Raw genomic sequence first — 22,463 nt, 5'->3', positions numbered from 1 at the left:
GTCATGGGCTGCGGGTGCTTAGAACAGCACGCGGGCCAGCTTCTGGCGCGATGCCGCCACACGCGGATCCGCGTTGCCGATCACCGCGTAGAGCTCGATCAGCCGGCGGCGGATCCGTTCGCGGTCTTCATCGGCCAACCGCGAGATCAGCGAGACCAGCCGGGCGAAGGCGTCTTCCACATGTCCGCCGACCAGGTCCAGATCCGCAACGTTCAGCTGCGCGGTGAGATCATCCGGGTTTTCTGCCGCGGCGGCTCGCGCCTCGTTCAGCTCCAGGGCCTGCGTGCGGGAGAGCAAACGCACCTGGTAGACGCCGACCTGGGCGTCCTGATCGTTGGGCTTTTCGTTGAGCGCCTCAAGGTAGGCTGCCTCGGCGGCGGCGTAGTCACCGGCGTCGATCGCATCCACCGCCTTTTGGTGCAGCGGCGGCAATGGCTGCTCTTCGCTTCCGCCGGAGAACGCCGGAACGCTCCCGGCCAAGCCCTGCTGCACGCCCAGTTCGGCCAGCTGGTTGAGCACCTGGTCGATCTGCTCGGCAGCTGCCGGGCCTTGGAAGAGCGGGACCGGCTGGCCGTTGACCAACGCGATCACCATCGGGATCTGCTCCGCCTTGAACGCTTGGGCGATATTCGGGTACTTCTCCGCGTCCACCAGGCCGAGCACCATCTTGCCGGCGCGGCGATCCACGAGGGTTTTCAGCGCGGCATCGAGGTCTGCGGAGACCTGCACCCGAGGCGAACCCAGGGAGACGATCGCCGGCACCTGCTGGGAGAGCCCGACAAACTGCTGGAATGCGGCCTCGTCCAGGGTCAGCGTCCAGCTAGCCGCCGCGCCGGGTGCGTTCTCCTCGGTGGCCTGCGGGCCGTGGGCGGCCAGGGAGCCTAAATCGATGGCTCCGCGCGCCGAGGGAATATGTGGTTCGGTCATTAGTTCTCCTCCGCCTGCTTGACGCTCAGCAACACTACCTCGCTGGCGACAAGCTGAATCTTGTCGTCATTGCCGGACGCTGGGATGTACATCATCACCGGTTCGGCGTACGTGATCTCTACGTTACCGGTAGAGGTGCTCGATCCAAGCAACTTCTTGGTCAGCTCGTCGGCGCTCTCCAGCGGATCTGCATCCTCGGTGCGCTCGAATACTGCCTTCTGGTTCAGCCGGCCGGTGACGATCGCACCGCCATCGGGGGTGGAGATCACCTGCGTGTCCTTCTTGTTGACCGAGCGCGAGTACTTCACATTCGCCTCGTTGGCTTCTTCCTTTTCCTTCTTCTGCCCCGAGTGGATCGCCTTGATGAATTCGGATTCCGCGAAGTTGCCCTTGTGCTTGGACTTCTCGTTGGTCAACACGTCCGCGAGCTGATCGAGCGCCTCTTCCGGCTTGACCTTCAGCCCTTCGGCATTGCTGCCCAGCTGCTGGATCGAGGGGTCTCCCACCGCGATGCCCGGGAAGGTCGAGTTCGGCAGCATCTGCGCGGCGAAGCTGACCTTGTAGTTTTCGCGAGCGCTGTCCTGCTTCAGGGTCAACGCCATCGGCAAGGTGGCCGGATCCGAGTCCTTTGCGGTCACCACCGAGATCACCCGCGGGAATTTCGCCTCGGAGCTATTTGGCACGGCGGCCGAGCGAATCACCGCGGTCTTCAGCGCCAGCGGCTTGGCGATCTTGATGTCGTCATTCAGGATGTCGTAGCGCTTGGTGCGCAGGTCCTTGAAGGCACCGGAGGTACGGGCATCCAGGTCCTTCTTCGTATTCTTCTCGTCGGCCTTGCCGATCTGCTTCTCCACGTCGCCCAGGATCCGCTGCAGCTGCTCCTCGGTGAGCACCGGGTAGCTATCGGGTTCGGCTTCCGCGGACGTCGATTCGTCGGCCGGCTTCGAGTCGTCGGCGGGCTTGGATTCCTCCGCTTTCTCCGATTCCTCGGATTTCGCGGAGTCCGATGCCTTGGCCGATTCGGCTGGCTTGTCTTCCGACGGTGCCATCGGCACGCTGACCCCGCCCACGGCCAAGGCGAGCACCGCGGCCATGGCCAGCGAGTTCTGCGTGGTCGAGCCGCCCTTGGCGCTCGGGGAGGCAGCTTCTCCGCGGCGTGCAGGCTTGGAAGGCTTGATCACGCGCATCAGCAGCAGGGCCACACCGAAGACGAGCAGCAGCGCGCCGATGATGATCAGCGGCAGCGCCCATGGCATGGCATCGTCGTTGGCATAGGTGACCGAAATATCGGTTGGCGCCGCCTTGGTGCCATCGGCGGCCAGCAGCAGCGACCAGTCGCCGTTATCCGGCGCGGTCCAGCGGTAGGTCATCGTGCCATCGGCCTTCTGCGAGTCGAAGAACAGGTCATCGCCAGCCGGGTTCGGGGTCTTCTTCTCCCCGTCGATCAGTTCGGCGACCAGCTGGTGGTTTTCGCGGTCCACGCCGGTCAGCTCGACATGGGAGGCGTTGTCGACCCACGCCTCGACGTCGTAGCTGCGCGCCAGCGAGGCGGTGAACTCGCCGTCTCCGCTGATCACCAGCTCCACCGGTTCGGCATTGGCATTCTGCACCGACGGTTGGATAACCGTCAGCGGCGCCTCGGATTCAAATTCTGGCATGCTTGCGGTGACCGTTTCGGGCGGAGCCCAAAAGGTCTTCTGTCCGATCCCTACCACCAGGGCAACGGCCCCAAGCAGGATCGCGATCACGGAGATAACTTTTCGCACGACTTCACCTATTCGCCAACGGTCACAGCTGTTCTTTCACAAGTCTAACGAGTCCATTGCCCCAATGGTTCCGCGATCTACCTGTGAAGTGGCTCAAATGACCATGTCGGAGTGTCATAGAGCACTTTCAGAACCCATTCCGGCGGTATGCTCGGTGCCATGGAGAGTAATCAGCCGCCCAATGAACTTCCGGACCCGGCAACCAACCCCGCGCACCCCTCCGCCACCGAGCCGTCCGCCGGGCAGCCCGAGCAGGGTTCCACCGAGCCCGAATCCCCCACCGCGCAGTGGGCGCGCCGGCTTTCCGCCAAGGTGAACGCACTGCTGAAGTCCCCGCGCCGCCCCAACGCGTTCGGTGAGCTCCCGGAGGCCACCGATCAGGGGACCCCCGAGCCGATCCCCGCCCTGCACCCGATCTCCATGGGCTTCTTGGGCACCATCGGCGTGGGAATGGCGCTGGCCGGCTACTACCTGCTGACCAATGTCGGCTCGCTGATCACCTGGATTGCGATCGCCCTGTTCATCGCCCTGGGACTGGACCCGGTGGTGCGGTTCCTGATGCGCCGCGGGTTGAACCGGCCGCTGGCGGTCACCTCCACAATGGTCGGGTTGCTGGCGATCTTCGCGGGGTTCATGGCGCTGATCATCCCGACGCTGGTCACGCAGATCACCCAATTCATCTCCCGCGCCCCGGAAATCACCGACAACTTCCTCAACAGCCAGTGGGTCAGGCAGATCGATGCGCAGTATGCGCTCTCGGCGCGCGTTAATACCGAGGTGCAGCGCTTCTTCGGCGATTCCGGCGCGGTCACCAATGTGTTCGGCGGCGTGCTGGGCGTCTCCCAGACGGTGGCCCAGTCGATGTTCGGCGTACTGATCGTGCTGGTCCTGGCGATCTATTTCCTCGCCTCGCTGCCGGGCATGATGTCGTTTTCGATGCGCCTGGTCCCGCGCTCCAAGCGGACGCGCGCCAGCGAAATCGCTACCCGCATCACCCGCTCGGTGGGCAACTACGTCATGGGCCAGGCCTCGGTGGCGGTGCTCAACGCGCTCGTCGCGCTGGCGCTGATGACCCTGCTGGAGGTCCCCTTCGCGGCGTTGCTGACCTTGCTGGTCGCGATGCTGGCCTTCATTCCGCTGGTCGGCGCGGTGATCGCCGGGGTGCTGGTCACCCTGGTCACCCTCACCCTGGGCTGGCAGACGGCGCTGATCTACGCGGTCTGCTACTTCGGCTACCTGCAGCTGGAGGCCTACTTCGTCTCCCCGCGCATAATGAACAAGGCCGTCGCGGTGCCCGGGGCCGTCGCGGTGATCTCGGTGATCGCCGGCGGCACGCTGGTGGGGATCACCGGGGCGCTGATGGCCATCCCGGTCGCCGCCTCGGCGATGATCCTGCTGCGCGAGGTGTTCATCGCCCGCCAGGACCGGCTCTAGTAGCGGTAGGAGCGCGATTCCCAGCAGTTCGGATGCCAGTGCCGGCGATTCGCCGCGGCCGCATCGTCCCCGGACCAATGATCGGCCCGCCAGGTCACCAGGTGCGCCACGCCCGGGGTGATCATTCGATGGCAGCCCGGGCAGGTATAGGTTTTCACCGCGTTCAGCGGGGACACCTTGCGCACATGCCATTGCCCGTCCGGGGCATCCTGCAGGCGCACCACCCCATAGCGGGCGCGCTGCATCCAATCTTCGTCATTGCCCTGCGGCGCGCTGGACCGCGAACGAGCATTCGGTGCGGATCCTGGTTTGCGGCGCGGGCGGTTCGAACGTGGCATGCCTTTAATCATGCCGTATCGCGCACCGGCGGCACGAACCGGTAAAGTAGGTCGGGTGCGTTTAGTGGTTGCAAAGTGTTCAGTAGATTACGAGGGCCGTCTTCGAGCCCACCTCCCCCTAGCTACCCGGCTGATCATGGTCAAGGCCGATGGTTCGGTGCTGATCCATTCCGACGGCGGCAGTTACAAGCCGTTGAACTGGATGAATCCGCCGCTGGTATTACGTGAGGCGAGTCCCGATGAGGACGCCGCCGCCCTCGGCGCGCTCAGCGTCTGGCATGTGACCAGCGCGAAGACCGATGACAAGTTGACCATCAGCTTCCATTCGATCGAGCACGATTCGGCTCATGAGCTCGGCGTGGACCCGGGGCTGATCAAGGACGGCGTGGAGGCCGATCTGCAGCGCCTGCTGGCGGAGCAGATCGGGCTGCTCGGCGACGGTCACCGGCTGGTGCGCCGCGAGTACATGACCGCCATCGGCCCGGTGGACATCCTGGCGCGCGATTCCTCCGGCGCCGCGGTGGCGGTGGAACTCAAACGCCGCGGAGACATCGACGGTGTCGAGCAGCTCACCCGCTACCTGGAGCTGCTCAACCGCGATCCGCTGCTCAAACCGGTCACCGGAGTGTTCGCCGCACAGCAGATCAAGCCGCAGGCCCGCACCCTGGCCGAGGACCGCGGGATCCGCTGCCTGACCCTGGATTACGATGCAATGCGCGGAGTCGATGACTCTGCGGGCAGACTCTTCTAAGCTAGGTACATGAATACCGCTTCGCGTTACGCCATTTTCGCCACTCTCGTCTCCGATGGACAGGAAGTCAGCGATGGCGTGCTGGCCATCGAGGACGATCGAATCCGTTTCGCGGGCAACCGCGACGACTGGCTCGCCCTGCCCGAGGCGGAAGAATTCACCGACTATCCGGTGCCCGAAGGCACCATCCTCATCCCCGGGCTGATCGACCTGCACTGCCACGGGGCCCTCGGCGCCGATTTCGCCGCCCCGGAACACGGGCCGGTCACCGACGCCCTGGAGTACCTGCACCGCGCCGGCACCACCACCCTGCTCGCCTCGCTGGTCACCGCCGAGCAGGGCGAGATGACCCGGGCGGCCGAAATTCTGGCCGAATTCGCCGAGGCGGGCCAGATCGCCGGCATCCACGCCGAAGGCCCCTTCCTTTCAGCGGCGCGCTGCGGGGCGCAAGATCCGCGCTACCTCACCGACCCGGACCCCGAATTTGTCGAAGAGCTCGTGGCCGCCAGCCGCGGCCAGCTGCGCACCATGACCTACGCCCCGGAGCTGGCCGGCTGCGAGGAGCTGATCGAACAGCTGGTGATCCTCGGCGTCGTGCCCTCCCTGGGCCACACGAACGCGAGCGCCGAGGTCACCGCCGCATCCCTGCGCTACGCCCGCGACCAGCTGAGCAACGCCGGGGTGGACGGCTTCACCGAGAAGCCCACCGTCACCCACCTGTTCAACGGCATGCCTCCGCTGCATCACCGTGAGCCCGGTCCGGTCGCCGCCTGCCTGGAGGAGGCCTCGCGCGGCAACGCCTTCGTGGAACTCATCGCCGATGATGTGCACCTGTCCCCCGATACGGTCCGCCTGGTGTTCAACTTGATCGGCGGGCGCCATGTGGTGCTGGTCAGCGATTCGATGGCCGCCACGGGGCTGAGCGACGGGCACTACTCGCTGGGCCCGGCGCAGGTTGAGGTCAAGGATTCGCAGGCCCGCCTGGCCGACGGTTCGCTGGCCGGCGGCACCAGCACCCTGCTTGAGGTGCTGCGCTGCACGGTCGACGCGGGCATCCCGCTGACCCGGGCCATCGAGTCCGCCACCTCCATCCCCGCCGCGCTGATCGGTCTGGCCGACGAGGTCGGCAGCCTGCACTATGGCTTCTGCGCCGACGTGGTGATGCTAGACGCGAAGCTGCAGCTGCAGCAGGTGATCCGCAACGGGCAGGTCCTCTAACCCGCATCCGGTTTAAACAGCGCATCCCGCCGTGTCCACCCAATGGGTGGACACGGCGGGATGCGTTTTTGCGGCGCTGGCTCAGATTTGCCAGCTGCCGGCGATCGGCCCGGCTTCAAGCCAGGCGGAGAAACCCGTGTAGTCGCGGTAGTCCATCGCAAGCAGCTGCTCTTCGCCCGATTGGGTGAGCTGCACGATGACGAACCCCGGAGGAATCTGCATCGCTTCATCCTCGCTGGGCCGACGCCAACCGTTCATTTCTAATCCGCGGCGCTGCAGCACGTAGCTGGGCACCGGGGAGACAGAGAAAAACCGCAACAGGTCCAGATGTCCCCCGCCGTAGCGGCCGATCGCCATCATCCAGCGGCCCTTGGGCGTGCGGATGGAGGCGTCGAAGGTGCCCAGGGTGCGCCGCAATTGAATGCGGCGCACACCCATGGCACCGAAGAACAACACGATGCAGGTTAATACCAGCAGCGCTATCAGAACTGGTGCGGTTATCTCGATCAATTCAATGCCTACGCTGCGGTACCAATCACAGCGTTATCGGCGACGATCACTACGCGATCCGAATCGACGGAGCAGAAGCCACCGTCGATCTGCACCGAGAAGCGCGCTTCGGAAACTGGATCGATTTCCAGATCCCCAGCGGCAAGCACCGACAGCATCGGAACGTGACCGGGCAGAACGCCGATCTCGCCGTCAACCGAACGTGCCTTGACCAGCTTCGCAGCGCCGGACCACACGAAGTGGTCCGCCGCAACGATTTCGACCTGAAGTTCGGCCATGGTTAGCTGGCCTTCTGGATTTCGGCCCACTGGCGCTCGACGTCATCAAGACCGCCGATGTTGAAGAACGCCTGCTCTGCGATGTGGTCCAAGTCGCCATCGCAAATGGCCGTGAAGCCTTCGATGGTGTCCTTGATTTCAACGGTCGAACCCTCAACACCGGTGAACTGCTTTGCGGTGTAGGTGTTCTGCGACAGGAACTGCTGGATGCGGCGTGCACGCGACACGACGATCTTGTCCTCTTCGCCCAGTTCGTCAATGCCGAGGATCGCGATGATGTCCTGCAGTTCCTTGTTCTTCTGCAGAATAGCCTTCACGCGGATGGCAGTGTCGTAGTGCGCCTGACCGATGTACTGCGGATCCAGGATTCGCGAGGTCGAGGTCAGCGGATCGATCGCCGGGTACAGACCACGCGACGCGATTTCACGCGACAGTTCGGTGGTTGCATCCAAGTGAGCGAAGGTTGCAGCTGGAGCCGGGTCGGTGTAGTCATCGGCCGGGACGTAGACGGCCTGCATCGAGGTGATCGAGCGGCCCTTCGTCGAGGTGATGCGTTCCTGCAGCAGGCCCATCTCATCGGCCAAGTTCGGCTGGTAACCCACGGCCGAAGGCATGCGGCCCAACAGGGTCGACACCTCGGAACCGGCCTGGGTGAAGCGGAAGATGTTGTCGATGAACAGCAGCACGTCCTGGTTCTGCACATCGCGGAAGTACTCCGCCATGGTCAGTGCCGACAGTGCCACGCGCAAGCGAGTTCCAGGTGGCTCATCCATCTGGCCGAACACCAGGGCGGTGTCCTTCAGAACGTTGGCTTCTTCCATTTCGACCCAGAGGTCGTTACCTTCACGGGTGCGCTCGCCCACACCGGCGAATACCGAGGTACCGCCGAAGTTACGTGCCACACGGGTGATCATTTCCTGGATCAGCACGGTCTTACCCACACCTGCGCCACCGAACAGACCAATCTTGCCACCCTTGATGTACGGGGTGAGAAGGTCAATCGACTTGATGCCGGTTTCCAGCATCTCGGTCGAGCCCTCAAGGTCTGCGAACTTAGGTGGCTGGCGGTGGATTGGCCAGCGCTCGGTGACCTGGATCTCCGAGTTGTCAACGTCCAGGGCTTCGCCCAAAACGTTGAAGATGTGGCCCTTGACGCCGTCGCCAACAGGGACGGAAATCGAAGCGCCGGTGTCGATTACCTGGGTACCGCGTACCAGGCCGTCAGTGGCCTGGAGGGATACCGCGCGGACCATGTTGTCACCGAGGTGCTGGCTGGTCTCGAAGGTAATGGTCTTGGTTACACCGGCGAGGGTTAGCTCGGCGGTGAGGGCGTTGTAGATTGAAGGCAGTGCATCGGCAGGGAACTCGACGTCCACGACCGGGCCAATCACGCGGGCAATACGACCGGTGGCCCCTGCGGTAACCTGCTCGTTGAGTTGGGCAGTCATCTTTCTCACTTCTTGTCTGGTCGGAGTTTCGAAATTTAGCTGTTCAGCGCGTCTGCGCCGGCAATAATTTCCGAAAGCTCCTGGGTGATTTCAGCCTGACGGGCATTGTTGAGCAATCGCTTGTACTTCTTGATTAGTTCGCCAGCGTTGTCGCCAGCAGCCTTCATCGCACGCTGACGAGCAGCGAGCTCCGAGGCTGCGGACTGCAGCTGGGCGTTGAACAATCGCGAATCGATGTACCGCGGAAGCAGCGCGTCAAGCACTTCCTCCGGCGATGGCTCAAATTCGTACAGTGGCAACAACTCGTCGGTTGGCGTCTCGGTCTCATCCTCGACTACCTCCAACGGCAACAGACGGATGACCGTCGGTTCCTGCGTGACCATCGACTTGAACTGGGTGTATACGACGTGGATCTCCTCCACACCGCCCTGCTCGTAATCGGTAGCGAAGTCCTCTAGGAGGATTTCGCGCAGCTCGCGTGCGGTTTCGAAACGCGGGGAATCGGTGTCCCCGGTCCACACTCGGGCGTACTCGCGCGAACGGAAATCGAAGTAAGCCTGAGCCTTGCGGCCGACCAAATAGGTCTTGACTTCCTTGCCTTCCTCACGCAGGAGTTCCACGAGATGCTCTGCCTGCTTCAGAACGCTGGCGGAGTAGGACCCGGCGAGGCCTCGGTCCGACGTCATAACCAAGACCGCGGCGCGGCGAACCTGCGCCGGCTCGGTGGTCAATGGGTGATCGACATCGGCCTGGGACGCGACGGCGGTTACTGCACGGGTAATCGCATTGGCATACGGCAATGAAGCCGAAACACGCGCACGTGCCTTGCCGATGCGGGATGCAGCGATCAGTTCCATCGCCTTGAAGATCTTGCGCATCGACGAAGTCGAACCGATCTTCTGGCGGTAGACCCGAATCTGGGCTCCCATGTGTGTCCTTTCCTTAATCCTTACGATCGGGGCGTGGCGCCGCTAGCAGCGCCCCACCCCTGCGTAAAGAAAATGTCAGCGCTTCTGCTTGACGATCTTTTCCTGGTCGACGGACTCGGCGTTCAGAGCGTCATGCTCTTCGTGGCCGGCTGCAACCAGCTGGTCATCGCCTTCACCGAAGAAGCCAGCCTTGAAGTCGACGACGGCAGCCTTCATGGCTTCCACGGTCTCGTTCTCCAGCTTGCCAGTCTGGCCGATAACGGTCAGAACCTGAGTGCGGTGACGCAGGTAATCGATGAACTCGGTTTCGAAGCGGCGGACGTCTTCCACTGGAACATCGTCCAGGTAGCCGTTGGTGCCGGCCCAAACCGATACAACCTGATCTTCCACGGCGTACGGCTGGTACTGGCCCTGCTTGAGCAGTTCCATCAGACGTGCACCACGGGTGAGCTGCTGCTTGGAAGCGGCGTCCAGGTCCGAAGCGAACATGGCGAAGGCCGCCATGTCACGGTACTGGGCCAATTCGAGCTTCAGCGTACCGGAGACCTTCTTCATGGCCTTGACCTGTGCCGAACCACCCACGCGGGATACGGAGATACCCACGTCGACGGCTGGACGCTGGTTGGCGTTGAACAGGTCCGACTGCAAGAAGATCTGACCGTCGGTGATCGAGATCACGTTGGTCGGGATGAACGCGCCCACGTCGTTTGCCTTGGTCTCGATGATCGGCAGACCGGTCATCGAACCTGCACCGAGTTCGTCGGAGAGCTTGGCACAACGCTCAAGCAGGCGGGAGTGTAGGTAGAACACGTCGCCTGGGTAGGCTTCGCGTCCTGGTGGACGGCGCAGCAACAGCGACACGGCGCGGTATGCTTCAGCCTGCTTGGACAGATCGTCAAAGACTACCAGCACGTGCTTGCCACCGTACATCCAGTGCTGGCCGATGGCCGAGCCTGCGTATGGGGCGAGGTACTTGAAGCCAGCTGGGTCGGATGCCGGGGAGGCCACGATGGTGGTGTACTCCAAAGCGCCCTGCTCTTCGAGGGTCTGACGTACGGCAGCGATGGTCGATGCCTTCTGTCCAACCGCTACGTAGATGCAGCGAACCTGCTTGGTCTCGTCGCCGGAGGCCCAGTTGGCGCGCTGGTTCAAGATGGTGTCAACCGCGATAGCGGTCTTACCGGTCTGGCGGTCACCAATGATCAGCTGACGCTGGCCACGGCCGATCGGGATCATGGCGTCGATAGCCTTCAGACCGGTCTGCATTGGCTCGTGCACGCTCTTGCGCTGGGTGACGCCTGGTGCCTGGAGTTCCAGTGCACGGCGGCTCTCGGCCTCGATTGGGCCCAGGTTATCCATTGGCTCACCCAATGGGTCAACCACGCGGCCCAGGAAGGCGTCGCCTACTGGAACCGAAAGGATCTCGCCGGTGCGCTCAACCTTCTGGCCCTCTTCGATGCCGGTGAAGTCACCAAGCACGACAACACCGATTTCGCGGGTGTCAAGGTTCTGGGCCAGGCCCAGAGTTCCGTCTTCGAACTTGAGCAACTCGTTGGCCATGACGGAAGGAAGACCCTCCACCTTGGCGATGCCGTCGCTCGCGCTGACGACGCGTCCCACCTCGGTACGCTCTGCCTTACCCGGTTCGTAGGAAGTAGCGAACTCGTTTAGGGCATTACGGACGTCGTCGGCATTGATGGTCAAATCGGCCATCTGCAGTCCCTGCTCTCCTAAATTGTGATCCGTAGAAAAAGATTACGAATCGAATATGAATGAAGTCTGTTGTGGTCCTGGTTAGCTAGGACTTCGATGCGGGGATCGCTCCCCCACCGAAAATTCCTAGCTAGCCAGTGCGCGGCGCAAATCGGCCACGCGTGATGCCACGGAAGCGTCGACAACTTCGTCGCCAACCTTGACCACCAATCCGCCGACCAACTTTGGGTCGATGGAGGTGTTGAGGTTCAGCTCGCGAGCGTAGAACTTGTTCAAGCCCTGCTGAAGTCGCTGAAGCTGAGTCTCGGAAAGCTGGACAGAGCTGGTCACCGTAGCGATCCAGCGCTGCTGGCGCTTGGCCACCAACTCAACGAAACGTTCCACCAAGGCCATTGGCTTGAGCCCACGAGGAGCTGCCACCGCTTGCTGGATCAATACCTTCGAGGTTCGCGACGCGTTAGGCACGAGCTTGAGCGCCAGGGCGCTCTTTGCTTCGGCTGGGGCCTGCGCCTCATCCAACGCACGCTGTAGTTCATGGTTAGAACGAACTACCTCGATGAAGGAGAACAGATCCTGCTCCAGCTTGGCCAGCCCCGAAGCGCCGTCCTGCTGCTCTGCCACCGCGGTGACCGCGGTGACTGCCAGCGTTTCGAGCGCATCGCTAATGTCGCGTTCCGAGCTCCAGCGGTACGAAGCCAACTCTGCGACGATTGCTTCGGCGTCAGCCGAAACCTTTCCGCGCAACAGCTGGGCCAGAAGGCCTGCCTTAGCGGCAGCTTCACGTGCTGGATCAGTCAATGCGCGGCGAAGACCGGCATTTGCATCCAGTACTTCCAGGACCGCGAACAGATCCTTCGGCAGATCAACAGATGCCTGCGCCAGCTTTGGTTCCAAGAACTCCAAGGCCTTTGCCAATGACTCGCTCGATACACTTGCCATTAGTTCGATGCACCTGCATTCTGCTGAGCTTCCAAATCGGTCAGGAACGAATTAACCACGCGCTGTGCACGGGTATCGTCCTGCAGAGCTTCGTCAACAATCTTGCTTGCAAGCTCGGTGGCCAAAGAGCCAACATCGCTGCGAAGCGAAGCAAGGGCGCTGGTGCGCTCTGCTTCGATCTGACGCTGAGCCTGCTCGGTGATACGAGTAGCCTCATCGGTTGCTTTGGTCTTCAGATCGGCAAGGATCTGTGCACCTTCACTACGTGCTTCCTCACGGATGCGGTTAGCTTCGGTGCGCGCTTCCAGAAGCTGGGCCTTGTACTGAGCCAAGGTCTCCTCTGCTTCTTTCTGAGCGGCCTCAGCCTTCTCAAGTCCACCTTCGATCGCGGTGACGCGATCTTCATAGGACTGCTCAAACTTCGGAGCAATCACCTTGATGACGATGAAGAGCAATACCGCGAAGCCAACGCCCGTGACGAGAATCTCCCACGGGTTCGGCAACAGCGGGTTAACCGATTCGCCCGCAGCGAGGATGAATTCAGTGCTGTTCATTCTCACTATTCCTATCTACTAGTTTCCGCATGTGTGTACGCCTCGCAACAGTGGCGAGGCCACTACTACAGTCGCGAAAAGACTAGGCGCCGATAACGAAAGCGAAAACCAGGCCCAAAATTGCAAGTGCTTCGGCAAGTGCGAAGCCAAGCATTGCGATTGGCTGCAGGATGCGCTGAGCTTCTGGCTGACGTGCAACACCATTGATGTAAGCAGCGAAGATCAAGCCCACGCCAATTGCCGAACCGATTGCAGCCAGGCCGTAGCCGATCATATTCAGGGAGCCATGCAACATGTGATTATGTTCCTTTCAAGATACCGAACTTTTGCCGGTAGGTTGTGAGGTATTCCTTGAGCGACTCAAGGAAGATCTTTAGTGGTTAGAAGAAGTGTTGGCCTTAGTGGGCGTCGGCTTCAATTGCACCCTGGAGGTAGATCGCGGTAAGCAAGGCGAAAACGAACGCCTGCAGCACCATGATCAGCAGTTCCAGGAAGTACATTGCGACCGATCCGAGGATGACCAAGATGCCAAGACCATTCATAGCCAAGGAATCCTGAACAACGATCAGGTGACGTGCGCCGGCAGCTGCCAGCATCACGATCATGTGACCGGCCAGCATCGTTGCCATCAAACGCAGCGAGTGCGTCAGTGGGCGAACGATGAAGTTAGAGATGATTTCCAGTGGAATCATCAGTGGCATGATCCAGCCCGGAACACCGGATGGAACGACGGCCAACTTGAAGTAGCGAATACCATGATTCTTCAAACCCACGGCAATCCAGGTGCCGTAGATGATGATGGCCATCGCGTATGCAGAACCAGCGTGTGAGAACGATGGAATCTGCAGGAACGGAATTGCTCCGAAGAGGTTGTTCAGCAGGACGAAGAAGAAGGTCGCGAACAGCAGAGGAATCCAAGGACGGAAGTTCTTCTCACCAATGATGTCGCGGCCAATTCCGTTACGCACGAAGGCGTAGCCGGACTCGGCGAGGTACTGCGTCTTGCTTGGAACCAGCTTCGGGTTCTTGATGGCCGCGGTGAAGAACCAAGTAATGAGCACGATCGAAAGCACGATCATGAGCATCTGCTTGCCGAAACCGGTGCCGTACTCAACCATCCAAGGGAAAATATCTGGGAGGTGAGTATCGGATACGGATGGCGGAATGAATCCGCCTTCTTCTGAGGCCATTGGGAGCGCAAACGCGAACAACGCGCTGTCCTCTCTGCAGTAACGGTCACGGGCAAAAGGCGGTGACTGGCGGTAACTGCCTCTCACCTTGTGAAGAAAAAATCAAACGGGTTCCATCAGCGCTTTTGCATAGCACATCGACGTTGATGAAGTGCCACCCTCAGGTTCCCCTGAGAATGCCTTTCGGAGACGGCCCCTCGTATTTAAACGAATTGCCGAAAATGACCCGTAGTAAGCCTATCAAACTCACAGCTCACCCATGACATAAACGTCGCGGGCTAAATGTCTATGACTCGTTGTAGATGGCAAGGCGCGTCTTCATGAAGGCGCGAACCTCGCCGACCTGCCAGGCAACGAGTGAGACCGCAGCTGCGAGCACGAATCCCTGACGGTTGACCCATTCGGGCAACCCCAGGTTCAACAGCACGAAGGCAATGCCAAATACCTTGATGACGAATGTTCCCAGAAACGCGGGCATCGCCCACGTGCTGCGGATTCGTCCGGCGGCCTCAGCAATCAAGATGCTGACGGCGAAGAAGCCGATCACTAAGCCGGCGGCAAACGCCCCGGAAAGTGCGTATCGCAAATCTGCAAGCAGCCACGAAATCAGGAAAAATGCGGCCGTTGCGATCAACGAGTACAGCACGGAGATACCAAGAATTGGCAGCCAGATGGACTTCGGAGCGGCAGAGGCGGTTATGCGGTCAGAACGTGAATTCATCTCCGCATCCTCCTCTGTTCACTTTCGACGATCCATCGGGCACCGGATGATGCTGATGATACTCATTTCCCCCGCACGGTTATTACCCTCGCGGGAGATGATCCACCATGAATTCTACACGAGATAGAAACTGCTTGGGTTCTGGTTACTTCCCGAGCTTGGCCCGAAGGTTGGTGTAACGCACCGAGACCAGCGGCCACCAGGTGAGCAAGGCGGCTCCGATAACCAGAATCACGATGACCGGGATCAAGATGACCAGCGGTATGAAGGCGATCGATACGACCGTAGCGGCCACCAATGCCGCCCAGATGTAGAGCAACACCACACTTTTGCGCACCGAGTGGCCCTGGGAGAGCATGCGGTGGTGGATGTGCTTGGAATCCGGGGAGAAGGGCGAGCGCTTGTTGAGCAGGCGGCGCACCACCGAGAGGCTCAGATCGAGCACCGGCAGGAAGACGATCACCATCGGCAGCACCATCGGCATGTAGGCCGGCACATTGCGGAAACGATGGGCATCGAGCCCCTGCACGTCGCCGGTGACCGCGATGGCCGAAACCGACAGGATCAGCCCGATGGTCAGCACCCCGGTCTCCCCCATGAAGATGTTCGCGGGGTTGAAATTATGTGGCAGGAATCCCACACACGCACCGAGTAACAAAGCGCAAAGCAGCGCTCCGACATTCGCGTAGTCATCGGCACTCACATGGGTGGCCAGGATGTAGGAGTAGAGGAAGAAGGTGGCCGCGCCGATAGCGGCCAGGCCCGCGGCGAGCCCGTCGAGCCCGTCGGAGAAGTTGATGGCGTTCATGGTCAGCACGACCAGAAACACCGTCAGGGCTCCCTGTGCCCAGGGCTCCTCGATCCGCCAGGTGCCAACCGGCAGCGAGCGGATCAGGATGCCGTGTCCGGCGATCACCGCGCCGATGGCCACCTGGCCTGCCGCCTTGTAGTACCAGCGCAGGTCGCCGACGTCATCCCACAGCCCGAGCAGCGCGATCATCACCAGTGCGATGGCGATGCCGCGGATGGTCAGCCCGTTTTCGAAGACCCCGGCGAAGAAGCTGAAGTGGCTGGCCAGCCAGAGCCCGGCGCCGAAGGCGATCATGATCGCCAACCCGCCGAATTTCACGATCGGCGCGTTGTGCTGGTCGCGTTCGCGCACCATTTGGCTGCGGGTGAAGCGGTGGCCGATCGAACGGATGATCGGGGTCAGCAAAAAGGAGGTGGCGAAGCTGAACGCGATCAGCAGGACGTAGCTTCTCATGCGTCCTGGCTCGGAGCCTGGGGCTCCACATCCGCAATGTTCGGGACCACGACGCGCAGTTCGCCGATGTCGATGGCGCCGGCGCGGACCACGCGGAGGGTCTCGCCGGTGGCGTCGACGATGGTCGAAGGCAGGGTGGCGCCGCCATCGGAGCTGCCGCGCGCGCCGCCGTCGAGGTACACGTCCACGCTCTCGCCGAGCTGCGCGATCGCCTCGTCCACGGTGGTCGCCGCCGGCTGGCCGGTGCGGTTGGCCGAGGAGACGGCCAGCGGTCCGGTGGCGCCAAGCAGTTCCAGCGCGGTGTCGTCGTTGGGCACGCGCAGCGCGACGGTGCCGCGGGTCTCCCCCAGATCCCAGGTCAGCGAGGGCTGTGCCTGCAGGATGAGGGTCAGTGCGCCGGGCCAGAAGGCCTCGGCGAGCTTGCGGGCTTCATCGGGGATGTCCCGGGCGAGCCCGTCCATGGTGGCGACCTGGGCGATCAGCACGGGAGGCGGCATATTGCGTGAGCGGCCCTTGGAGGCCATCAGCATGGCGACGCCCTGCGGGCTGAATGCGTCGGCGCCGATCCCGTAGACGGTGTCGGTGGGTAGGACGATGCAGCGCTTCTCGCCGAGGGTTTCCTTGGCTGCGGTGATCGCTGCGGCGCGCTGCTCTGCGTTGCTGACATCAAATGTTGTGCTCACGGGTTTATTCTTTCATGCGGTCGGAGGATAACGGGGCAAGGCCGCTGGTGGCTCGCGCCCGTCCGGTGAGGTCTTGGTGCCCGGTGACCGCCTCGAAACCCAGTTCGTCCAGCATCGCGGCGGCGCTGGCGGCTTGCACCTCCGCGTGTTCCATCACGTACATGCCGCCCGGGCGCAGCAGCCGCAGGGCTTCGGCGGAAACCGCCCGCGGGATCCGCAGCCCGTCGCTGCCCAGCCCGTACAGCGCCATCTGCGGGTCGTGCTCGCGCACCTCGACCTCGCGCGGGATCGCGTTGGGCGGGATGTACGGCGGGTTCGAAATCACCAGGTCCATGGTTCGGTGCAGGGCAACGGGCAGCTGCGCCGCGTCCTGGTGCAGGACTCTCACGCCCAGCGGTTCGCAGTTCGCCCGGGTATAGCCGATCGCCTCGGCGGAGAGTTCCACCGCCCACACGGTGGATGCGCTCAGTTCGGTGGCCAGCGCGGCGGCGATCGCCCCGGACCCGGAGCACAGGTCTACACAACGTGAACCTTGTAGCGAGCCGATGAAGTCCAGACCTACCTGCACCACCGACTCGGTTTCCGGGCGCGGCGAGAATACCCCGGGCCCGACCTGCAGGGTCAGGTAGCGGAAATGGCCCTCGCCGGTCAGGTGCTGCAGCGGGATGCGCCGCGCCCGTCGGTCTACAAGGTCCAGATATTGTGCGTACTGTGCCTCGTCGAGGTTTTCCCCGCGCAGCTCGCGCAATTTGAGCTCGGCACGGCTGTCCCCGGTGACGAAGCACAGCAAGAGGTCGGCATCGACGCCGGGGCTTGGCACCCCGGCGTCGGAGAGAACCGCGGCGGCGGCCCGCCGCGCGGTATTCAGCTGCTCCACGCTATGGCTCTTTGCCGCTTAGCGTTCGCCCAGCGCCGCCAGGCGCTCTTCTTCATCGAGCTGGATGCAGGATTCGATCACCGGAGCCAACTCGCCGTCCATCACCGCATCCAGGTTGTACGCCTTGTAGCCGGTGCGGTGATCCGCGACGCGGTTTTCCGGGTAGTTGTAGGTGCGGATGCGCTCGGAACGGTCCATGGTGCGGATCTGGCTGGCACGCACGGCGGAGTTCTCTTCGTCGATGATCTGCTGCTGGTGGGCCAGCAGGCGCGAACGCAGCACGCGCATCGCGGCTTCGCGGTTCTGGATCTGCGACTTCTCGTTCTGCATGGCGACCACGATGCCGGTGGGGATGTGGGTCAGGCGCACCGCGGAGTCGGTGGTGTTCACGGACTGCCCGCCGGGGCCGGAGGAACGGTACACGTCGACCTTCAGGTCGTTCGCGTGGATGTCCACCTCTTCGGGCTCGTCCACCTCGGGCAGCACCAGCACGCCGGCGGCCGAGGTGTGGATGCGGCCCTGGGACTCGGTCTGCGGCACGCGCTGCACGCGGTGCACGCCGCCCTCGAACTTCAGCTGCGCGTAGACGCCTTCGGCCGGGTCGTTGGACTTGCCCTTGATCGCCACCTGGGCGTCCTTGTAGCCGCCCAGATCGGACTCGTTGAAGGAGATCATCTCCACCTTCCAGCCCTTGTGCTCGGCGAAGCGGGTGTACATGCGCAGCAGGTCCGCGGCGAACAGGGCCGCCTCGTCGCCGCCTTCGCCGCCCTTGACCTCCAGGATCACGTCGCGTGCGTCGTTCGGGTCGCGCGGGATCAGCAGGCGGCGCAGCTTCTCCTCCAGCTCGGGCAAGGCCACCTTGAGGGTTTCAACCTCTTCGGCGAACTCCGGATCCTCATCGGCCATTTCCTGCGCGGCTTCCAGATCCTCGGTGGCCTGCTTCCACTTGTTGTACGCGTCGACGATGCCCTTGAGCTGAGCCGAACGTCGTCCGAGCTTGCGGGCCTTGGCCTGGTCGGCGTAGACTGCTGGGTCTGAAAGCTCCGCCTGAATCGCGGCGTGCTCCTCAAGTAGCGTCTTGACGGATTCAAACATGTTGGCTGTTCTTCCTGTTATGCGTTGCCCGGCCCACGGATCGTGCGTCGCGCGCTGTAGTCAAAGTCTATGTCGTGTGACGCGCCGATGGCGTCCAGGCGGTCGGCGTGAAATGCCGACTGCCTGAACGCCATGGCGGTCAGGGGTGCTAATCCTTGTTGGGAGTGGTCTTGTTGACCAGCATCAAGAATTCGGCGTTCGATTCGGTTTCGCGAATCTTGCCGGTGAGCACCTCGAGGGCCTGCTGCGGATCGATGCCCGAGAGCATCCGGCGCAGGCGCCACATGATGCGCACCTCTTCGGCGCTCATCAGCTGCTCTTCGCGGCGAGTCGAGGACTCGTTGACGTCGACCGCCGGGAAGATGCGCTTGTCGGCGAGCTTGCGCGAAAGGCGCAGCTCCATGTTGCCGGTGCCCTTGAACTCCTCGAAGATGACCTCGTCCATCTTGGACCCGGTCTCCACCAGCGCGGTGGCCAGAATGGTCAGCGAGCCGCCGTTCTCGATATTGCGGGCGGCACCGAAGAAGCGCTTCGGCGGGTACAGCGCGGCCGAATCCACACCGCCGGACAGGATACGTCCGGAAGCAGGAGCGGCCAGGTTGTACGCACGGCCCAGGCGGGTCATCGAGTCAAGCAAGACCACGACGTCCATGCCCATTTCCACCAGGCGCTTGGCGCGCTCGATGGCGAGCTCGGCGACGGTGGTGTGGTCATCTGCCGGACGGTCGAAGGTGGAGGCGATGACCTCGCCCTTCACGGTGCGCTGCATGTCGGTGACTTCTTCGGGACGCTCATCAACGAGCACCATCATCAGGTGCACTTCTGGGTTGTTGATGGTGATCGCGTTCGCGATAGCCTGCAGGATCAGGGTCTTGCCGGCCTTCGGAGGCGAAACGATCAGGCCACGCTGGCCCTTGCCGATCGGGGCGACCAGGTCGATCACACGTGGGCCGACCAGCTTCGGATCGGTTTCCAGGCGCAGGCGCTCGGTTGGGTACAGCGGGACGAGCTTGTTGAACTCGACGCGCTCCTTGTTGTCTTCGGGCTTCTTGCCGTTCACCGAAGTCAGCTGCACCAGGGCGTTGAACTTCTGGCGCGGATTCGGGGTTTCGCCATCGCGTGGAGCGCGGACCGCACCGACGATCGCATCGCCCTTGCGCAGGTTGTACTTCTTGACCTGGCCCAGGGTGACGTAGATGTCGTTCTGGCCTGGCAGGTAACCGGAGGTGCGGACGAACGCGTAGTTCTCCAGCACGTCCAGGATGCCAGCCACCGGCAGCAAGACATCGTCTTCGCTCAGCTGTGGCTCGTCCAGGTCATCACGGCGGTTGCGGCGGTTGCGGTTGTTCCGGTCGTTGCGATCGTTACGATCATTGCGGTCGTTACGATCGCTGCGGTCGTTCCGGTCCCCGCGGTTGCGTTCGCGGCGGTTGCGGTTGCGTTCGCTGCGCTCGGCATTGCGGTCATTGCGATCGTTGGAACGCTCATTGCGGTCTTCGGAGTCGTTTGCGCCCTGCTCGTCGTTGCGCTCGTTGTTGCGGTCGCTATTGCGGTCGTTGCTGCGCTCACGCCGGTCATTGCGGTCGTTGGCGCGCTCGCCACGCTCTTCGCGCTCGTTGCGGTTGTTGCCGCGCTCTTCACGCTCGTTGCGGTTGTTGCCGCGTTCGCCGCGCTCTTCGCGATCGTTGCGGTCGGTATCGGCCTCGCTGCGCTCGGTGCGCTCGCCACGGTCGGCGTTGCGCTCGCGACGATTGGAATTGCGTTCCCGGCGGTTGCCGCGTTCGCGCCGCTCTTCGCGGGCCTCCGGCTGGTTTTCGCCCTCGGCGGCCGGGGCCGATGCGCCAGCATCTGCTTTGGCTTCCGCAGCGGCTTCGGTGTTCTCCGCGGCGACCGGTTCGGCCTTCGCACGCGAGTTACGACGCTGGCGCGGAGCCTGCGTCTGCTCGGCCTTCGCGGCCGGAGCCTGCTCGGCCGCTGGCTGCGGAGTTTCGCCGCCTTCGGCTGCCGGAGCGCTGATCTTGCCCGAGTCGGTGACGCGACGCGAGGTGCGACGTGCCCGCACTGGCTTTTCGGCCTGCTCGGTCTTCGGCTCTGCCGCAGCTGCCGGAGCTGCCGCCTGGGTCGAAGCCTCGCCCTGAGTTGGCGCTTCGGCCTCGGCCTTAGGTGCGCGACGACCGCGCGGGGCCTTGGCCGCCGCCTTCTTCGCAGGAGCCTTTTCGGCGGTTTCGCTCTGCTCCTTGGCCGGAGCCTTGGCTGCCTTGGCGGATTCCTTGCCGGTTTCCTTGGAGGCTACAGAGCCACCGCGCTGATGATCGCCAATGGATTTCACCAGATCGGCCTTGCGCATGCGCGATCCGCCGGTAATGCCTAGTTGGGAGGCCAGCTGCTGGAGCTGGGTCATCTTCAAAGAGGCCAGGCCGGCGCTCTTGGTTTCGGAAGTCTTAGTGTCCACGCCTTCGTTGAGGCTTGTGGTTTCGGTCACGAAAGTTCCTTCTGACTCGTAGGATGGGCTGGTTCAAGCAACCCACTGTGCCGTATGTATAGGCGTCACGACCGAGATTCGATGGTCGTCACGCCATCCAGGCCGCTCACGCTAAAAGATTGTGTAAGGCAAACGCTGGACTTAAAAGGTTGATATCTCGACGGCACGAGGAGTGCACAAACGTGGGATATCAGAGGTGCTGCGAACTGCAGAAAAGATCCGGAACGGCTGGACGAACGAAAGTTCGGTAAACCGATTTCGCCCGATCAACACTGGCCAAGTGGATTCATTACTGCGCAATGCGCTCAGCAATCCGGTCTGCCGTGAGTGTTACAGCACTTCTACTGTAACACCGTTCTTGGCCAGTTCGGGCACTTTAATGCTCCACGACACCGAAGATCCTGTGGCGAATGACTCGATTACGGCGCGGGCGGCCTGCAGCTGGGCCTCATCGGAGACCAGGGTCAAGATCGTGGGACCGGCCCCGGAGACCACCGCGGCCAGCGAATTCCCGCGCAAGGCGCGCAGCAGCGCGGCGCTTTCGGGCATGGCCACCGCCCGGTAGTCCTGGTGCAGGTAGTCCCGGGTTCCGCCGAGCAGCTGGCTTGGGTCATTGCTCAGCGCGTGGATGAGCAGCGCGGCGCTGGCGGAGTTCGCCGAGGCCTGCGCGTGGTCGATCTGCGCCGGCAGCACCCCGCGGGCGGCCTCGGTGGAGAGCCCGTTCGAGGGCACGGCGAGCACCGCGCGCACCGCCGGGTGCAGCGGCACGGCCACCGTGGTGAAGCTACCTGCCGCATCGGTGGTGGAAATGCTCAATCCCCCGTACACGGCCGGGGCCACGTTATCCGGGTGCCCCTCCCAGGCGGCGGCGGCCTGGAAGATGGCGTCGATGCCGCCGCGCGCATCTTCCGGGAGCAAGGCGTCGGCGGCGGCGAAGGCGGCAACGATGGCCGCGGCGGAGGATCCCATGCCGCGGGCATGCTCGATATTGTTCTCCGCCTTCAGCTCGATGCCCACCGGAGCGAAACCGCGCGCCTTCCAGTAGCCGTGCATCTGCGCGATGATCAGGTGCGACTCGTCCGTGGGCAGCGTGTCCGCGCCCTGCCCGGTCAGCGTCACGGAGCTCTGCTCTACCGTGCGGATTTCGAGGCGGTCGCGGTATTCCAGCGCCAGGCCCAGCGAGTCGAAGCCCGGGCCGAGGTTTGCACTGGTGGCCGGAGGGGCCACGATGAGGTGCTGGCCCAGGGCTATCTGCTGCGTCATGGTTCCTTCGAGAAGTTCGGGGTTCATCGGCGTATCATTCTTGGCTCGGATAGTGCTCGGCCCGCCGCATCGAGGGATGATGC

The 22,463-nt window shown here is 62.8% G+C and carries 22 protein-coding genes; 3 read left to right on the top strand and 19 right to left on the bottom strand.

Going from position 1 to position 22,463, the window contains the following annotated elements; all coding sequences use genetic code 11:
• Positions 1-18 precede the first annotated feature (18 nt).
• Both CQ019_RS16140 and CQ019_RS16135 read right to left on the bottom strand, forming a co-directional pair.
• On the bottom strand, positions 19-927 hold the full coding sequence (locus tag CQ019_RS16140; protein WP_105554258.1) for a tetratricopeptide repeat protein: 909 nt from the start codon (positions 925-927) through the stop codon (positions 19-21).
• On the bottom strand, positions 927-2,693 hold the full coding sequence (locus CQ019_RS16135) for a hypothetical protein (protein WP_105554259.1): 1,767 nt from the start codon (positions 2,691-2,693) through the stop codon (positions 927-929). The genes CQ019_RS16140 and CQ019_RS16135 overlap by 1 nt, the downstream gene beginning before the upstream one ends.
• A 159-nt stretch (positions 2,694-2,852) precedes the next feature.
• On the opposite strand from CQ019_RS16135, the gene CQ019_RS16130 reads away from it, so the two are divergent.
• Positions 2,853-4,127: an AI-2E family transporter gene (locus CQ019_RS16130; RefSeq protein ID WP_258133691.1), complete on the top strand. Its 1,275-nt coding sequence runs from the start codon at positions 2,853-2,855 to the stop codon at positions 4,125-4,127.
• Here CQ019_RS16130 and CQ019_RS16125 read toward each other — a convergent pair.
• The gene (locus CQ019_RS16125; RefSeq protein WP_105554261.1) at positions 4,124-4,465 is read right to left on the bottom strand and encodes an ATP/GTP-binding protein; all 342 of its coding nucleotides are present in this window, start codon (positions 4,463-4,465) and stop codon (positions 4,124-4,126) included. The two genes, CQ019_RS16130 and CQ019_RS16125, sit on opposite strands and share 4 nt — an antisense overlap.
• Before the next feature lie 55 nt (positions 4,466-4,520).
• Here CQ019_RS16125 and nucS point away from each other — a divergent pair, with 55 nt between their 5' ends.
• Both nucS and CQ019_RS16115 read left to right on the top strand, forming a co-directional pair.
• Complete coding sequence (gene nucS / locus CQ019_RS16120) at positions 4,521-5,216, top strand: endonuclease NucS (RefSeq protein WP_105554262.1); 696 nt, start codon at positions 4,521-4,523, stop codon at positions 5,214-5,216.
• A gap of 9 nt (positions 5,217-5,225) precedes the next feature.
• Complete coding sequence (locus CQ019_RS16115) at positions 5,226-6,434, top strand: N-acetylglucosamine-6-phosphate deacetylase (protein ID WP_105554263.1); 1,209 nt, start codon at positions 5,226-5,228, stop codon at positions 6,432-6,434.
• Positions 6,435-6,515: 81 nt separating this feature from the next.
• Here CQ019_RS16115 and CQ019_RS16110 read toward each other — a convergent pair whose 3' ends face one another.
• The 16 genes from CQ019_RS16110 to thrB form a co-directional block, all read right to left on the bottom strand.
• Positions 6,516-6,944, bottom strand: a complete 429-nt coding sequence (locus tag CQ019_RS16110) for a DUF2550 domain-containing protein (protein ID WP_105554264.1) — start codon at positions 6,942-6,944, stop codon at positions 6,516-6,518.
• A gap of 8 nt (positions 6,945-6,952) precedes the next feature.
• The gene (locus CQ019_RS16105) at positions 6,953-7,222 is read right to left on the bottom strand and encodes a F0F1 ATP synthase subunit epsilon (protein WP_096283884.1); all 270 of its coding nucleotides are present in this window, start codon (positions 7,220-7,222) and stop codon (positions 6,953-6,955) included.
• Between the two features lie 2 nt (positions 7,223-7,224).
• Positions 7,225-8,670: a F0F1 ATP synthase subunit beta gene (gene atpD / locus CQ019_RS16100; RefSeq protein ID WP_096283886.1), complete on the bottom strand. Its 1,446-nt coding sequence runs from the start codon at positions 8,668-8,670 to the stop codon at positions 7,225-7,227.
• A 35-nt stretch (positions 8,671-8,705) separates the two neighbouring features.
• Positions 8,706-9,599 (bottom strand): F0F1 ATP synthase subunit gamma, encoded by an 894-nt coding sequence (locus tag CQ019_RS16095; RefSeq protein ID WP_096283888.1) that lies wholly within the window; start codon positions 9,597-9,599, stop codon positions 8,706-8,708.
• Positions 9,600-9,674: 75 nt separating this feature from the next.
• Entirely contained in the window at positions 9,675-11,312 is a 1,638-nt protein-coding gene (gene atpA, locus CQ019_RS16090; protein ID WP_105554265.1) for a F0F1 ATP synthase subunit alpha, read from the bottom strand.
• Between the two features lie 126 nt (positions 11,313-11,438).
• On the bottom strand, positions 11,439-12,251 hold the full coding sequence (locus CQ019_RS16085; RefSeq protein ID WP_105554266.1) for a F0F1 ATP synthase subunit delta: 813 nt from the start codon (positions 12,249-12,251) through the stop codon (positions 11,439-11,441).
• Positions 12,251-12,805, bottom strand: coding sequence for a F0F1 ATP synthase subunit B (locus tag CQ019_RS16080; RefSeq protein WP_096283894.1), 555 nt, complete (start codon positions 12,803-12,805; stop codon positions 12,251-12,253). The genes CQ019_RS16085 and CQ019_RS16080 overlap by 1 nt, the downstream gene beginning before the upstream one ends.
• A gap of 82 nt (positions 12,806-12,887) precedes the next feature.
• Positions 12,888-13,100 (bottom strand): ATP synthase subunit C, encoded by a 213-nt coding sequence (locus tag CQ019_RS16075; RefSeq protein WP_013348621.1) that lies wholly within the window; start codon positions 13,098-13,100, stop codon positions 12,888-12,890.
• 103 nt (positions 13,101-13,203) lie between these two features.
• Positions 13,204-13,995: a F0F1 ATP synthase subunit A gene (gene atpB / locus CQ019_RS16070; RefSeq protein ID WP_105554267.1), complete on the bottom strand. Its 792-nt coding sequence runs from the start codon at positions 13,993-13,995 to the stop codon at positions 13,204-13,206.
• Positions 13,996-14,281: 286 nt separating this feature from the next.
• Entirely contained in the window at positions 14,282-14,716 is a 435-nt protein-coding gene (locus tag CQ019_RS16065; protein ID WP_105554268.1) for a hypothetical protein, read from the bottom strand.
• Positions 14,717-14,861: 145 nt separating this feature from the next.
• Positions 14,862-15,980, bottom strand: a complete 1,119-nt coding sequence (locus CQ019_RS16060; RefSeq protein WP_105554269.1) for an MraY family glycosyltransferase — start codon at positions 15,978-15,980, stop codon at positions 14,862-14,864.
• A complete protein-coding gene (locus CQ019_RS16055; RefSeq protein ID WP_105554270.1) occupies positions 15,977-16,663 on the bottom strand; it encodes an L-threonylcarbamoyladenylate synthase in 687 nt (228 codons plus the stop codon). The genes CQ019_RS16060 and CQ019_RS16055 overlap by 4 nt, the downstream gene beginning before the upstream one ends.
• Positions 16,664-16,667: 4 nt before the next feature.
• On the bottom strand, positions 16,668-17,540 hold the full coding sequence (gene prmC, locus CQ019_RS16050; RefSeq protein ID WP_105554271.1) for a peptide chain release factor N(5)-glutamine methyltransferase: 873 nt from the start codon (positions 17,538-17,540) through the stop codon (positions 16,668-16,670).
• 18 nt (positions 17,541-17,558) lie between these two features.
• Positions 17,559-18,635, bottom strand: a complete 1,077-nt coding sequence (prfA, locus tag CQ019_RS16045; RefSeq protein WP_105554272.1) for a peptide chain release factor 1 — start codon at positions 18,633-18,635, stop codon at positions 17,559-17,561.
• Between the two features lie 148 nt (positions 18,636-18,783).
• Positions 18,784-21,117, bottom strand: a complete 2,334-nt coding sequence (rho, locus tag CQ019_RS16040) for a transcription termination factor Rho (protein WP_105570115.1) — start codon at positions 21,115-21,117, stop codon at positions 18,784-18,786.
• A gap of 330 nt (positions 21,118-21,447) precedes the next feature.
• Positions 21,448-22,407: a homoserine kinase gene (gene thrB, locus CQ019_RS16035; protein ID WP_258134040.1), complete on the bottom strand. Its 960-nt coding sequence runs from the start codon at positions 22,405-22,407 to the stop codon at positions 21,448-21,450.
• Positions 22,408-22,463 lie beyond the last annotated feature (56 nt).

This window comes from Arthrobacter sp. MYb229 (genome assembly GCF_002975405.1).
In the GTDB taxonomy this organism is placed as follows: domain Bacteria; phylum Actinomycetota; class Actinomycetes; order Actinomycetales; family Micrococcaceae; genus Glutamicibacter.
The sequence above is the reverse complement of the archived record's forward strand: the minus strand, read 5'-3'. Positions and strand labels throughout refer to the sequence as shown.